This is a genomic window from Hymenobacter perfusus (genome assembly GCF_003944765.1).
Classification (GTDB): Bacteria; Bacteroidota; Bacteroidia; order Cytophagales; family Hymenobacteraceae; genus Hymenobacter; species Hymenobacter perfusus.
This window is the reverse complement of the sequence record NZ_RWIU01000003.1, coordinates 458,391-473,345: the sequence shown is the minus strand read 5'-3', so window position 1 is coordinate 473,345 and position 14,955 is coordinate 458,391. Positions and strand designations below refer to the sequence as shown.

Annotated in this window: 8 protein-coding genes; 2 read left to right on the top strand and 6 right to left on the bottom strand. The window is 63.5% G+C overall.

Features of this window, described 5'->3' with window-relative positions:
- Positions 1 to 2 precede the first annotated feature (2 nt).
- The 5 genes from EI293_RS11855 to EI293_RS11835 all read right to left on the bottom strand — a co-directional run bounded on the left by EI293_RS11855 (position 3) and on the right by EI293_RS11835 (position 5,617).
- Positions 3 to 1,025 carry an FAD binding domain-containing protein gene (locus EI293_RS11855; RefSeq protein ID WP_125437858.1) on the bottom strand — a complete coding sequence of 341 codons (1,023 nt, stop codon included), beginning with the start codon at positions 1,023 to 1,025 and terminating at the stop codon, positions 3 to 5.
- Between the two features lie 93 nt (positions 1,026 to 1,118).
- Positions 1,119 to 1,640, bottom strand: a complete 522-nt coding sequence (locus tag EI293_RS11850) for a (2Fe-2S)-binding protein (protein WP_125437856.1) — start codon at positions 1,638 to 1,640, stop codon at positions 1,119 to 1,121.
- 282 nt (positions 1,641 to 1,922) lie between these two features.
- Positions 1,923 to 2,501 (bottom strand): Crp/Fnr family transcriptional regulator, encoded by a 579-nt coding sequence (locus tag EI293_RS11845; protein ID WP_125437854.1) that lies wholly within the window; start codon positions 2,499 to 2,501, stop codon positions 1,923 to 1,925.
- A gap of 46 nt (positions 2,502 to 2,547) precedes the next feature.
- Positions 2,548 to 5,118 (bottom strand): TonB-dependent receptor, encoded by a 2,571-nt coding sequence (locus EI293_RS11840; protein WP_125437852.1) that lies wholly within the window; start codon positions 5,116 to 5,118, stop codon positions 2,548 to 2,550.
- A 142-nt stretch (positions 5,119 to 5,260) separates the two neighbouring features.
- Positions 5,261 to 5,617 carry a winged helix-turn-helix domain-containing protein gene (locus tag EI293_RS11835; protein ID WP_246010621.1) on the bottom strand — a complete coding sequence of 119 codons (357 nt, stop codon included), beginning with the start codon at positions 5,615 to 5,617 and terminating at the stop codon, positions 5,261 to 5,263.
- Between the two features lie 267 nt (positions 5,618 to 5,884).
- On the opposite strand from EI293_RS11835, the gene gltB reads away from it, so the two are divergent.
- Positions 5,885 to 10,402 carry a glutamate synthase large subunit gene (gltB, locus tag EI293_RS11830; RefSeq protein ID WP_125437850.1) on the top strand — a complete coding sequence of 1,506 codons (4,518 nt, stop codon included), beginning with the start codon at positions 5,885 to 5,887 and terminating at the stop codon, positions 10,400 to 10,402.
- Positions 10,403 to 10,589: 187 nt separating this feature from the next.
- The gene (locus EI293_RS11825; RefSeq protein ID WP_125437848.1) at positions 10,590 to 12,065 is read left to right on the top strand and encodes a glutamate synthase subunit beta; all 1,476 of its coding nucleotides are present in this window, start codon (positions 10,590 to 10,592) and stop codon (positions 12,063 to 12,065) included.
- A 206-nt stretch (positions 12,066 to 12,271) separates the two neighbouring features.
- Here the strand turns inward: EI293_RS11825 and dnaB are convergent, their stop codons facing one another.
- Positions 12,272 to 14,833, bottom strand: coding sequence for a replicative DNA helicase (gene dnaB, locus EI293_RS11820; protein ID WP_125438066.1), 2,562 nt, complete (start codon positions 14,831 to 14,833; stop codon positions 12,272 to 12,274).
- Positions 14,834 to 14,955: the final 122 nt, after the last annotated feature.

Genomic DNA, 14,955 nt, shown 5'->3' with positions numbered 1-14,955 from the left:
GATTAGGGATTCGAGTTGAGAAATACGTCGGCGGCGTGTTGGTTGCCCTCGGCGGCCTGCTTGAGGGCCCGCACAATGGCGCGCTTGGCCAGCTCAATCTTGAAGTCATTCGAGCCGTGCCCCTTAGCATCGGCCACCACTTTGGCTGCCACGCGCCGGAATGTGTCCTCAGTGGCGGGCTGACCTTTCAGCATGTTTTCGGCCTCCTGGTCGCGCCAGGGCTTGTGGGCCACGCCGCCCAGCGCCAGGCGGGCATCCGTGATGGTGTTGCCCTCCAGCTCCAGCCCCGCCGCCACCGATACCAAGGCAAAGGCGTAGCTGCTCCGGTCGCGCAGCTTCAGGTAGCTGAAGTTCTTCTCAAAGCCTTTGGCCGGCAGATCGAGGCCCGTAATCAGCTCGCCGGGCTCCAGGGTGTTGTCTTTCTCGGGCTGGTTGCCGGGCAGGCGGTGGAAGTCGTCGAAGGCAATGGTCCGGTCGCCGTTGGGGCCGCTCACGCGCACCGTGGGGGCCAGGGCCGCCAGGGCCACGCACATATCACTCGGGTGGGTGGCAATGCACGACTCGCTGGTGCCCAGGATGCCGCACACGCGGTTGTAGCCACCGATGGCCGAGCAGCCCGAGCCGGGCTCCCGCTTGTTGCAGGGCGTGGCCAGGTCGTAGAAGTAGTAGCAGCGGGTGCGCTGCATCAGGTTGCCGCCGTTGGTGGCGGCGTTGCGCAGCTGCGGCGAGGCCCCGGCCAGAATGGCCTGGTTGAGCAGCGGATAGCGGCTTTTCACCTCGTCGTGCCAGGCCGTGTCGGCGTTGGTGGCCAGCGCGCCCAGGCGCAGGCCGCCGTCGGGCAGCGTCTCGATGTCGGCCAGCGGCAGCTTGTTGAGGCCCACCAAGTGCGTGGGGCGGGCCACATTTTCCTTCATCAAATCGATGAGGTTGGTGCCGCCCCCAAGGTATTCAGAGTCCGGATGGCTGGCTTTATCACGCACGGCGTCGGCAACGGCCGTAGCGCGGGAGTAGGTAAATGGGTTCATGTGTCAGAATTGAGTAGTGAGTAAGTGGTATTGAGTATTCGGTGGAATCGAGTAGCCAGACGCAACGTCTCACTACTCAATACCTGGTACTCACTACTTTTTGTCAACAACTTCTTTCACCGCGTTCAGGATGCCTACATAGGCGCCGCAGCGGCAGACGTTGCCGCTCATGTGCTCCCGAATTTCGGCTTCGGTGTGGGCGCGGTCCTCGTTGATGAGGCCCTGGGCCGAGCAGATCTGACCGGGCGTGCAGTAGCCGCACTGGAAAGCATCGTGGTCGACGAAAGCCTGCTGCAGCGGGTGCAGGTTCTCGGGGGTGCCGAGGCCTTCGATGGTGGTGATTTCGTCGCCCTCGTGCATCACGGCCAATGAGAGGCAACTGTTGATGCGCTTGCCGTCGACCAGCACTGTGCAGGCGCCGCACTGGCCATGGTCGCAGCCTTTCTTGGTGCCGGTCAGGTGCAGGTACTCGCGCAGGGCGTCGAGCAGAGTGGTCCAGGGGGCAATCTGCAGCGTATGCTGCTGGCCGTTGATGGTGAGCTGCACCGGGCTGGTGGGCGGCGGCGCGGCCACTCCGGCGGCATTGGCCAGTGAATTGGTCGGGTGCTGAGGCATAGAAAGAAGCGTAGAGGTTAAGGAGGGCAAACGGTAGCCGGCCGGAGCCAAACGGCTGGGCAGGTCCGTTGGCTTACGGGGCTTTGCGCTTTGGCGTTATGCTTTCCGGCGTATTTTGCCTGTACAAAATCCTATCCTTGCCTTATCCGCATTTCTGCACCTTACTTATCAACTTCTTAGCCAATTATCCATATTCAGTCTAAATAGCCAACCTTTTTGAATACAGTTACCCCGCATTACTTCTATATTTCGTCATATTATCTAAAATATAACGTTCCTAGTTTACGCCCGGCTTCTACTCGCCCGCAGCCGGCTCAACGACTCCGGCGTAATGCCTAGGTAAGCCGCAATGTGGCGCTGGGGCAGCCGCTGGGCCAGCGTGGGATACAGCTGCTGAAACTCTTGATATCGAACCTCAGCCGGAGCGCTCAGCACCCCAATCAGCCGCCGCTGCATGGCCACCAAGCTCCGTTGCAGCAGTTCGTAGAAAAACGCCTGAGACCCCAGCCCGAACGCCGGCAGCTGCGCGTAGAACCTAGCCCCGAACAGCAGCACCTCCGAATCTTCCAACGCATCAATGGCAAACAGCGCGGGCTCGTGGCGGCGCAGGCTTTGCTGGTCGGCAATCCACCAGTTTTCGGGCGCGAACTGCAAGATGTGTTCCTTCTGCCGCTCATCCGTCACGTAACTGCGCAAGCACCCCCGCACCACAAACGCCCCGTAGCGGGCCGGCTCGCCCTGCCGCCCCAGCACCTCCCCTTTCGCCAAATGCCGCGGCGTCAGCAGGGCCGCCAACTCCGTAAACTGGGTTTCAGTGAGCGGGAGTTTGTCGTGGAAGTAGGTACGGAGCGCGTTTAGCATGGCACTAAAATTAGTGCTAAGTATAAAAGCTAGTTTCTGAAGCTTCCTACAACCCATACGTGAGCTGCAGATAATAAAGGCCGCCGACGCTGGGCCCGCCGAGGTAGCTGACGTAGTAATGGTTGAGCACGTTGCTGGCTCCCAGCTTCAAGCGCAGGTTGGGCTCGGGCAGGCGGTAGCTGAGTTGGGCATCGAGGGTGCCGTAGGCGGGCACGTAGCCGGTTACCAGGAAGGTTTGGGAATAGTAGCGCTGCTGCCAGTGGTAGTTGAGGCCGAAACCGAAGTTGTGGGCCACGTTTTCGTTGCCTAGGCTCAGGTTGGCGGCCCAGCGCGGCGTGTTGAAGCCATCCTCCAGCCCGTCGCCCAACTCAGTGCGGCGCAGGCGGGCGTAGGTGGTGCTGGCCCCGGCCAGGTAGCCGCCGGACGTTTCGTAGCGCAGCCCTAAGGAGCCGCCGTAGTTATACACCCGGCTGCGGGAGTTGGTCCAGAGGCGGTAGCGGGCCTGGCCGGCGCGGGCGCTCAGGGCGGTGGCCACGGCGTTCAGGTCGGTGCCCGAATTCAGCGGTTGGCCGGCAGCATCCAGGGGCACGTAGGCTTCTACCTGGGCAATAAAGTCGCGGTAGGTGTTGGCGTAGAAGTCCACATCGGCCAGCAGCCGGCCGCCGGGTAGCAAAGCCGCCTTGTAGCCCGCCTCCCAGGATTTGATGTACTCGGGCCGCAGATAAGTGTAGGGGTTGGGTTGCAGCAGGCCCTGGTTCTCCCTGATGGCCTGGCTGCGCGAGAGGCCGCCGGTGTTCACGCCCCGCGTCACGGCCGCGTTGAAGGCATCAATGGAGCTGCGCAGGTAGCTGTTCTCAAACACTCCATCCGACATCACGCGCAGCCCCCCGATGCGCTTCACCTGCCCGCTGTTCACGTTGGAAAAGCCCTCAAACAAACTCGGAAACCGGTAGCCGCTCTGGTAGCTCACCCGGAAATTGTGGCGTTGGGTGGGCGAGTACACGGCCGTCAGGCGCGGGTTGAAGCGGGTGCTGAAATAGTCGTTCTTATCGGCCCGCAGCGTGGCCGTCAGGCGGATTTTCTCCTCCCACAGCCGCGCCCCGACCTGCACGAAGCCGCCGGTTTTGCCGTAGGTGAGTGTGCTGAACGGGTCCTCCCCTGCTTCGGGGTTGATGAAGTAGTTGCCGTCGGGCTGAATGAAGTAGGTGCGGTGGTCGAGGCCCAGCAGCACGTCGGCCCAGGCAGGCAGGCTTTTGCTACCGCTCCGGCGTAATGCTTCGCCGAGGTTCAGCTGGCCTTCCAGATGCAGTAAATCGGCCTGCACGCGCAGGGCCGCGCCCTGGTCCCAGTTGTTGATGTCAGCCAACTCGCGCAGGCGCTGTTGGAACTCCGGCGTGCCGGGCTGCAAACGGCCAGCATCGGCAGCGGCGCGGGCGGCGGCGTGGGCCTGCGTTACGGTCTGGCCGTTTTGCGTGGCGGCGTTCCAGGCGGCGGTGTAGTCCTGGTTCCAGCGGGCGTCGGGCTTGAAGCTACGGTCCAGGTTTTCGGCGGCGGAGCGTAGGTTGTAGCTGCGGCCGGTATTTTCCTGGGTGAAATAGGCGCGGGCCTGCACCACGGGGCCGGTAAGTTGCAGGGCGTGCTGCTGCAGGTGGTAGTTTTCGAGCCGGAACCGGTTGCTGCGCTGGTACACGTTGTCGAAGTGGCTGCCCCGGTAGGTGTAGGCCAGCTCCGTTTTGTCGGTTAGCTTGTAGTGCAGGGCCGCGTCGTAGCGCAGGGTTTGCAGCTGGTAGTCGGTCACTTCCTGCTCGCGGTAGCCGGTGCGGGCCACCTGGTAGCTCTTGCCGCCCAGCGTCAGTGCCGAGCGGTTCGAGGATTCGTTGCCGTAGCTGCTCACCGGGTCGCGGGCCGGGTTGTCGGGGCCCAGCAGGCCGGTGGTGGCATTGCCGTTGGGGTTGATGTCCGTCAGGTCGCGGGCAATCCAGTCGTAGCCGCGCAGGTAGGTACCGTTCACCTTGAAGGCCCACTTCGGATGCAGCACCCGGGCGTATCGCACACTGGTTTCGGAGAAGGCGTGCGCGCCGGTGGCCGGGTTGTTCAGGTGGTTGACGCCGGTCTTCTGCTGCACGCTCAGGCCGGGGCTACGGAACGGGTTGCGGGTGCTGAAGTTGGCCAGCCCGTTGATGGCGTTCAGCCCGTACAGCGCGGCGGCCGTGCCCGGCACCAGCTCCACCGCCTGAATATCCAAATCACTCGGCCCCAGCAGGTTCCCAATGGGTGCTCCGATGTGCGGCGCCTGATTGTCGATGCCATCCACGAGCTGGGCGAAGCGCACGTTGGTGGTGTTGCTGAAACCCCGGGCATTCAGCACCCGAAACCCCAGGCTGGGCGTGAGCATCTGCACGCCCTTCAGGTGCTCCAGGGCATCAAAAAACGAAACCGCTGGCGTAAGCCGCAGCTGTCGGGCACTGAGCTTTTCCACTGTTACGGGTGACTGCAGGATACTTTCCTCCACCTTCGAGGCCGTCACTACCACCTCCCCCAGCCGCGTGGTGTCGGCGGGGGCCTGGGCGTAGGCCAGTATCGGAAGCAGCAACAGAGCGGGCGTAACGTATTTCATGCGTTATATTTTTCCAAACATAACGAATATTGAGCTTACGGAGTTTTCTCGCAGAGGTCCGCTGAGGGATGCGCTGAGGACGCGGAGGTCGTTCTTATGCGTACCTCCGCGAAGCCTCTGCGGACCTCTGCGGGAACCGCCGCTAGAACATCCGCGCCGCCTCCGCTGCCAGAAACACCTGAAACCGCGCCTGCAACGCCTCAAACTCCGCAATCAGGGCCTCGCCCTCCGGTGTTACCACGGTACCGCCGCCGCGCTTGCCCCCGGTTTGGGTAAGTACCAGCGGCCGGGCCGCCTGCGCGTTCAGGGACGACACCAAATCCCAGGCCCGCTTGTACGACATGCCCATTTCCTGCGCCGCCTTTGAGATGGAGCCGTGCTGCTGAATCTGGCGCAGCAACTCCAGCCGCCCGATACCCATAAACCGGTCGTCGGCAGATTCCACCCAGAGGCGGCCGGTGAGGCGGAAGGTCAGGTCAGGGCGGAGCAGGTCTTTCATGCGGGCAAATATCGGAGTTTACGCAAGGGTTGGAAATTGTAAGCCATAGTTCAGCTCCAGAAAGCCGGAAGGCTGGTATTGATGGCTCCAGCGCGGTTTTGGCGCAACCTGCCTGGCCGGCCAGGCGCGGGCCGAGGGCCGTTAGAAACCGGAAACCGGCCGCACCGCCGCACCTGCCCGGTTAACCCGAGCGGTATACTGGGCTTTTGACCTGCCGCCGGAGTAATTTCTGTAACGTCCTACGCCCTGATCAACCGACTCTTTTCGATGGAACTGACTGCCCCACAAGGCCTTTACCGCCCCGAGTTTGAACACGATGCCTGCGGTACGGGCTTTATTGCCTACGTGGATGGCCGCCGCTCGCACCAGATTGTGGCCGATGCGCTGACGATTCTGGAGAATATGGAACACCGCGGGGCCTGCGGCTGCGACGCCGAATCCGGCGACGGCGCGGGCCTGCTGCTGCAGCTGCCCCACTGGTTTCTGCTGGAAGAATGCACCACGCTGGGTATCCGGCTGCCCGAGCCCGGCGAGTACGGCGTGGGCATGACCTTTCTGCCCAAAAACGAGGCCCTGCGCCACATCAGCCGTGATATCATCAACCAGGCCGCCGCCCGGCTCGGGTTTCCGGTGCTGGGCTACCGGCCGGTGCCGGTAAACCCCGCCGGCATCGGCCCCACGGCTCTAGCCGCCGAGCCGGCTATGGAGCAGCTGTTCGTGGGCCGGCCGGCCGGCGTGGTCACGTCCGAGGAGTTTGAGCGCAAGCTCTACGTGCTGCGCCGCCTCATCAGCCACGAAACCGCGGCCCAGCTGCCCCAGGAAGAGGTGTACTTTACCTCCCTCTCCTGCCAGGTCATCATCTACAAGGGTCAGCTGACCACCTACCAGGTGCGCGGCTACTTTCCGGAGCTGTCGGATGCGCGCGTGACGTCGGGGCTGGGGCTGGTGCATTCCCGGTTTTCGACGAATACCTTTCCCAGCTGGCGACTGGCCCAGCCCTTCCGGCTGCTGGCCCACAACGGCGAAATCAACACCCTGCGCGGCAACCTCAACTGGTTTTACGCTGGCCTTCCCTCCTACCTCTCCCCTTATTTCTCGGCCGAGGAAATGGAGATTCTGCTGCCCGTCATCGACTCCGGCCAGTCAGACTCGGCCTGCCTCGACAACATTGTGGAGCTGCTGCTGCACTGCGGCCGCAGTCTGCCCCACGTGATGATGATGCTGGTGCCCGAAGCCTGGGACGGCAACGAGCAGATGGACCCGCTCAAAAAGGCCTTCTACGAGTTTCACGCCACGTTTATGGCCCCTTGGGACGGCCCGGCGGCCCTCCTGTTCACCGATGGCCGCATGGTGGGGGCCATGCTGGACCGCAACGGCCTGCGCCCCCTGCGCTACGCCCTCACCGACGACGGCCGGGTACTGGTGGCTTCCGAAGCTGGGGTACTGGGCGCGGGTCTGCCCGAAGCCCGGGTGGTGCGCAAGGGCCGCCTGCAGCCCGGCAAAATGCTGCTCATCGACACCGTAGCGGGCCAGATCATCACCGATGAGGAGTTGAAAACCCAGGCCGCCACACGCCAGCCCTACGGCCAGTGGCTGAGCGAGTACCAGATTCGGCTGGAGGAATTGCCCGAGCCCCGGCTGGTGTTCACCGACCTCGCGGCCGAATCGGTGTTCAAGTACCATCAGGTATTCGGCTACACCCGCGAGGACATCGACACGATTCTGACGCCGATGGCCGTGGAGGGCAAGGAGCCGATTGGCTCTATGGGCGTGGATTCGCCGCTGGCGGTGCTTTCCGACCAGCCCCAGCACCTGAGCAGCTACTTCAAGCAGTTCTTCGCCCAGGTCACCAACCCGCCCATCGACCCCATTCGGGAGCGGCTGGTGATGAGCCTGGCCACCTTCATCGGCAACAACGGCAACATTCTCGACGAGGACAAAATGCACTGCCACTGCGTGGCCCTGCGGCAGCCCATCCTCACCAACCACGAGCTGGAAAAGCTGCGCAGCATCGATACGGGCCTGTTTAACGCCAAAACCATCAACACCTACTTCCGGGCCGATGGCCGGCCGGGTGCCTTGCAGGCCGGCCTGGAGCGCCTCTGCCGCTACGCCGAGGACGCAGTGGACGACGGCTTCGAGGTGCTAATCCTGTCGGACCGGTCGCTTGACTCAGAGCACGCGGCTATTCCCTCGCTACTGGCCGTGTCGGCGGTACATCACCACCTCATCCGCAAGGGCTACCGGGGCTCGGTGGGCCTGGTAGTGGAGGCCGGCGACGCTTGGGAAGTGCATCATTTTGCCTGTCTGCTGGCCTTCGGGGCCACGGCCATCAATCCCTACCTGGCCCTCAGCACCATCCGGATCCTGCACTACGAGGGCCGGCTGGGCGGGGGCCTGACGGTGGCCAAGCTGGAAGCTAACTACCAGAAAGCCGTGTGCGACGGGCTGCTGAAAATCTTCTCGAAAATGGGCATCAGCACCCTGCAGAGCTACCACGGCGCGCAGGTATTCGAGATTCTGGGGCTGAACCGCGTCGTGGTGGACCAGTACTTTCACGGGGCCATGACGCGCATCGGCGGGCTGGGGCTCGATGAAATTGCCCGTGAAACCCTGTTCAAACACTTCCAAGGCTTCCGCAGCAGCACGCTGGAGGAGCAGGCCCTGCTGCCCGAAGGCGGCGTGTACCAGTGGCGGCGGCGGGGTGAGGCCCACCAGTTCAACCCCGAAACAGTGCACCTGCTCCAGCAGGCCACCCGTACCAACTCCTACGACACCTACCGGCGCTACGCCCGCCTGGTGAACGAGCCCGGCAAAGGCGCCTTCACCCTACGCGGCCTCCTGGACTTTGCTCATCACCGCCCGGCCGTACCGCTGGCGGAGGTGGAGCCCGCCGAAAACATCATGCGGCGCTTTGCCACCGGGGCCATGTCGTTCGGCTCGATTTCGCACGAGGCGCACAGCACCCTGGCCATTGCCATGAACCGCATCGGGGGCAAGAGCAACACCGGCGAGGGCGGCGAGGACCCCATGCGCTACGAAGTGATGGAAAACGGCGACTCCATGCGCTCGGCCATCAAGCAGGTGGCCTCGGCCCGCTTCGGCGTGACGGCCCACTACCTCACCAACGCCGACGAGCTGCAAATTAAGATGGCCCAGGGCGCCAAGCCCGGCGAGGGCGGCCAGCTGCCCGGCCACAAGGTAGACGAGTGGATTGCAAAGGTGCGCCACGCCACGCCCGGCGTGGGCCTCATCTCGCCCCCGCCCCACCACGACATCTACTCCATCGAGGACCTGGCCCAGCTCATCTTCGACCTCAAAAACGCCAACCGGGCGGCCCGCATCAACGTGAAGCTGGTGAGCAAGGCCGGCGTGGGCACCATTGCGGCCGGCGTGGCCAAGGCCCACGCCGACGTGATTCTGATTGCCGGCTTTGATGGCGGCACCGGCGCTTCGCCCCTTAGCAGCATCCGTCACGCCGGGCTGCCCTGGGAGCTGGGTCTGGCCGAAGCGCACCAGACGCTGGTGCGCAACCAGCTCCGCAGCCGGGTGGTGCTGCAGGCCGACGGCCAGCTGAAAACCGGCCGCGACCTGGCCATTGCCACGCTGCTGGGGGCCGAGGAATGGGGCGTAGCTACCGCCGCGCTGGTGGCCGGGGGCTGCGTGATGATGCGCAAATGCCACCTCAACACCTGCCCCGTGGGCGTGGCCACCCAGGACCCCGAGCTGCGCCGTTTGTTCAGCGGGCAGCCCGAGCACATCGTGAACCTATTCCGGTTTCTGGCCGAGGAACTGCGCGAAATCATGGCCGAGTTGGGCTTTCGCACCGTGAACGAGATGGTGGGCCGGGCCCAGTTCCTCAAGCCCCGACCCGACATCACGCACTGGAAAGCCCGCCACCTCGATTTGCGTGACCTGCTGTACCTGACCTCGCCGGAGCCCGGCAGCACCCTGCACAAGAGCGAAGCCCAGGACCACGGCCTCCAGGGCATCCTCGACTGGCAGCTGCTGGAACACGCCGGCCCGGCCCTAGACCACCAGCAGCCAGTGCAGGCCGAGTTTGCCGTCCGCAACATCGACCGCACCATCGGCACGCTGCTTTCCAACGAAATTACTAAGCGCTACCACGCCGCCGGACTGCCGGAGGGCACCATCGAGTACACCTTCCGCGGGTCGGCGGGGCAGAGCTTCGGGGCGTTCAGCGTGCGGGGACTGGCGTTCCGGCTGGAAGGCGAGGCCAACGACTACGTGGGCAAGGGCCTGAGCGGGGCCCGCCTCATCATTCACCCCGCGCCTGAGGCCCACTTCGAGCCCACGCAAAACATCATCATCGGCAACGTGGCACTGTACGGGGCTACCTCCGGCGAGCTGTTCGTGCGCGGGCAGGCCGGGGAGCGGTTCGCGGTGCGTAACTCCGGGGCCACGGCCGTGGTGGAAGGTGTGGGTGACCATGGCTGCGAGTACATGACCGGCGGCCGGGCGCTCATACTGGGCCGCACCGGCCGCAACTTCGCTGCCGGCATGAGCGGAGGCATTGCCTGGGTGTACGACGCCGACGGCTCCTTCCCCCAAAACTGCAACCCCGAAATGGTAGAGCTCGACCCGCTCGACGCCGACGACGAAACCCACATCCAGCACCTGCTCCGCCAGCACCACGAGCTCACCGGCAGCCAGCTGGCCAACTTCCTGCTCAGTAACTGGCCCGAGGAAGTTGGCAAGTTCGTGAAGGTATTCCCGAGCGAGTACAAAAAGGTGCTGCAAAAGGCCCGGGTGGCGGTGGGGTAACCCCTCCGGCCATGAACGATGTAGAGACGCGACACTTCGCGTCTTCCGCCAGAACGACCAGCACCGCACCAGTTCAAACAACATCAGCAACGACGAGACGCGAAGTGTCGCGTCTCTACAACCGCCAAAGCCGTCTGGCTCCCTCTCTCCCCCTTGAGAGGGGGCCGGGGGGTGAGGCACCACGCACATGGGCAATAGCACCGGTTTCAAGGAATTTCAGCGGGAACTGCCCGCCAAAGCCGCCCCGCATGAGCGCGTGGCGCACAACCGCGAGTTTGTGGGCCAGTACGCCGACACGCAGTTGCGGCAACAGTCGGGGCGGTGCATGGAGTGCGGTATTCCGTTCTGTCACGCGGGCTGCCCGCTGGGCAACATCATCCCCGAGTTCAACGACGCTGTGTACCGCCAGGACTGGGAGTCGGCCTACCAGATTCTGAGTTCGACCAACAACTTCCCCGAGTTTACCGGCCGCATTTGCCCCGCCCCCTGCGAGTCGGCCTGCGTGCTGGGCATCCATGCCGCGCCGGTGGCCATTGAAGAAATCGAGAAGCACATCATCGAAACGGCGTTTGCGCGGGGCTACGTGCGGCCCACGGCTCCGGTGCTCAAAACCGGCAAATCGGTGGCGGTGGTGGGCTCCGGTCCCGCCGGGCTGGCGGCGGCGGCCCAGCTGGTGCGGGCCGGCCACGCCGTCACGGTGTTTGAGCGCGACGACCGGCCCGGTGGCCTGCTCCGCTACGGCATTCCCGATTTCAAGCTGGATAAGTGGGTGATTGACCGCCGCATCCGGGTGCTGGAAGAAGACGGCGTGCAGTTCCGCTGCAACACCGAAATCGGCCGGGATATTCCGGCCCCGGACCTGGCCGCGCAGTTTGATGCCGTGGTGCTGGCCGGCGGGGCGCTGGTGCCCCGGGAACTGCTTCTCCCCGGCCGCAAGCTGGCGGGCGTCCACTTCGCCATGGACTACCTCACCCAGCACAACCGCCGCGTGAGCGAATTGCCCATCGACAGCGAGGAGCTGCTGGCTACCGGCCTCGACGTGGTGGTTATCGGCAGCGGCGACACAGGCTCCGACTGCGTGGGCACGGCCAACCGCCAACAGGCCCGGTCCGTCACGCAGTTTGCCCTTATGCACCAGCCCGCCCCCGAGCGGCCCAAATCCGAGCCCTGGCCCCACTACCCCAACTACATGTTCCGCACCAGCACCTCCCACGAAGAAGGCTGCCAGCGCTACTGGGGCATCAACACTAAGGCCTTTCTGGGCGACGAAAATGGCCACCTCCGCGCCCTGCTCGTCACCGACGTAACCTGGGAAACCGACGTACTGGGCCGCCGCTTAGCCTTCAGCGAGGTAGCAGGCTCAGAGCGCGAAATTCCCTGCCAGCTGGCCCTGCTGGCCCTGGGCTTCGCCTCCCCCCGCTACGAAGGCCTGCTGGAGCAACTCGGGGTGGCCCTGGACGACCGTGGCAACGTGCGCACCGCTTCCGATACGGACTTCCTCACCTCCCAACCCAACGTATTCGTGGCCGGCGACATGCGCCGGGGCCAGTCCCTGGTCGTCTGGGCCATTTCCGAAGGCCGCGAAGCCGCCCGCCAGGTAGATCTGTTCCTGATGGGCAAAACCGCCCTGCCCAGCAAGGACGCCGTAGGCATGTTCGGGTAGGATCGTTTGAACTGAAGTAACAGACCGTCATGCTGAGCATGTGGCGCATCGAGCCAGGGTCCGGAGGCGTAGTCGAAGCATCTCTACCGTTTCATTGGGTCAGTATTACAACGAAGCGGTAGAGATGCTTCGGCAAGCTCAGCATGACGTTCTGGAAACCCGAACCGCCCGCTGTTTCCAGCGGGCGGTTCGGGTTTCTTGCCAGATTAAAACGGCGGCGGGCCGTCGTCGAAGTTGCTGCGGGGGAAGGGCTGCGCGGGTGGCGGGCCGTCGTTGTTGATGCGCGAGCCGAGGCGGATGGTGTTCGGGGCGAAGCCGGACTGGTCGTCGTCGAAGGTGCTGGTGGGGAAAGCGCCGGGGTTGAAGCCCGCGTCGCCGAAGCCGCCACCGGCCCCATCAAGGTCAGCAAACTTGGTGAACTTACCGATGAACTTGAGCTGCACGCTTTCCAGGGAGCCGTTCCGGTGCTTGGCAATGATGACCTCGCCGGTGCCCTGGGTCGGGTTGCCCATCTCGTCCTCCGTAATCTTGTAGTACTCGGGGCGATACAGGAAGATTACCATGTCGGCGTCCTGCTCGATGGAACCCGATTCCCGAAGGTCGCTCAGTTGCGGCTTCTTATCGCCACCGCGGGTTTCCACGGAACGACTTAGCTGCGACAGCGCCAGCACGGGCACGTTCAGCTCTTTGGCAATGCCTTTGAGGGCCCGCGAAATCGAGGCAATTTCCTGTTCGCGGTTACCGCCGCCCTTACCGTCGGTGTTGCCGGTCATCAACTGCAGGTAGTCGATGATGATCATCTGGATATCGTGGTGGGCCTTGAGGCGGCGGCACTTGGTGCGTAGCTCCCGGATGCTGAGGCCCGGCGTATCGTCGATGTAGATGGGGGCCGACGACAGACTGGAAATCTTGTGGTTGAGCTGCGCCCACTCGTAATCGGCCAGGTTGCCCTTCTTGATCTTCTCCGAATCCAGCTCTGCCTCCGCCGAAATCAGACGATTCACGAGCTGCAGCGACGACATTTCCAGGGAGAAAATGGCCACCGGCTTCTTGAACTCTACCGCCGCATTGCGCATGGCAGATACCACGAAAGCCGTGTTGTGCGTCACGGTCATGTCCTGGAGCAGAAACAGCCGGTTACCGTCGATACTGAAGCCGTAATAATCATCCTCGCCGTCGAATTCCACCGTAATGCCGGTCATGCGCCAGTCCACGGGGCTGCGCCAGGGCTGGGCCTGCTTGCGGGCCACGCGCACCGGCACTTGGTTGATGTCGCCGTAGATGCGCACCCGGTACACCTCGCTTTCGTAGCCGATGGCACTGATGGCGGCCCGCTTCTTCTTGAGCGAAGTGCGGAAGCCCAGCGAGTCGGCCAGAAACTTGATCTGGCGGGCCAGCCGATGGTTCTTCTGGGTGATTTCGTAGCCGTTGGACACCGGGTCAAGGTGGCCGTCGGAGTCAATCAGGCCCGCCAGCAGGCGCAGGCGGTTGTCGGCGCTGTTGCTCAGGTACTGCTGCGGAATATGCTTGTCGCCGAGCACGCCCAGCTGGCGCAGCTCGTCCTGCAACGAGTATTGCGCCACGCTGCCGCCCTGCCGGCCACGCGTGATGCCGTAGCTGTTGCAACGATTTTCCACTACGCCTACCGTGACCTGCATGTCCAGTTCGGCAGCGTACTGGTGCAAATACTCGATGATTTCCTGGTCCTGGCCCGTGATGCGGCAATTATCGGAAGCACCATCCCCGAGCCACACGCCCAGGAAATACGGATCAACCGATACTGGCTGCGCGGCAAACTCCACCGGCACTTTGTAGCCCTTGTAATTGGAACGGAACTTGGCCGACTTGCCGAGCCAGTCCTTTACCGTGATATTGAGTACGTCGCCGTGGCGGTGCAGGCCCTCGGTACGGCTGCGCTTGAGCGAGAGGATGTGGCTTTCGTTGACGCGGTATGCTTCGCCCTTATTCTGACGCACCCAGTACATGTTCTCGCGGCCCCGGGCAATATTAAGCACCCGGCGCGGCGTGGAGTCGTCGCCCATCAGCAGCTCGCCGGCCTGCACGTCTTCCACGTTGCGCAGTGTGCCATCGAACATCAGCACTTTGGTGCCTTTACCGAGACACTTACCCATGCCTGGCCGAGCTGCAATAATCACTAAGTCAGATGGCTGCCAGCCGGACGTGACGCGGTCCAGGGCCGAGAAGCCGGAGGGCACGCCAGTGAGGCCGTCCTTCTGGTCCTTCTTTTCTTCCAGCTCTTTGATGGCCTTGCCCATCAGGCTGCGCATGTCGTCAAAGTTCTTGCGGATGTTGGATTCCGACACCTCGAACAATGACTGCTCGGTGGTATCAAGCAGGTTAAACACGTCGGTGGTGTCCTCGAAGGCGTCGCGCTGGATATCGGAGGCAATGCGGATCAGCTCCCGCTTGATGGCGTTTTCGGTGATGATGCGGGCGTGATACTCGATGTTGGCCGCCGAGTTGACCTTGAACGTGAGGTTGGCCACGTAATGCGCGCCGCCGGCCACTTCCAGCTCGCCCATCTCCCGCAGTTCGTGCGTAACGGTCAGAATATCAATGGGCTCCGACTTGTCAAACAGGTTCAGGATGGCCTTGAAGATGCGCTGATGACCGTCCTTGTAAAAGCTCTGGGGCTTGAGAATGTCGATAACCGTGGTGAGGGCATCCTTTTCCAGCATGAGCGCGCCCAGCACAGCCGCCTCCAGCTCGGGGGCCTGGGGCGGCAGCTTGCCCGACGCGCCGCCCATGGGCAGCTGCGCGGGGCGGCTGTTCCAGGCCGCTTTGGCGCGGGTCCCAGCTTGTTTCAGGCGGTCATCCATCGAGTCGTTCATCACTTAGGTAAGCACTACAAGGTAAGCAGGTTGGGCCG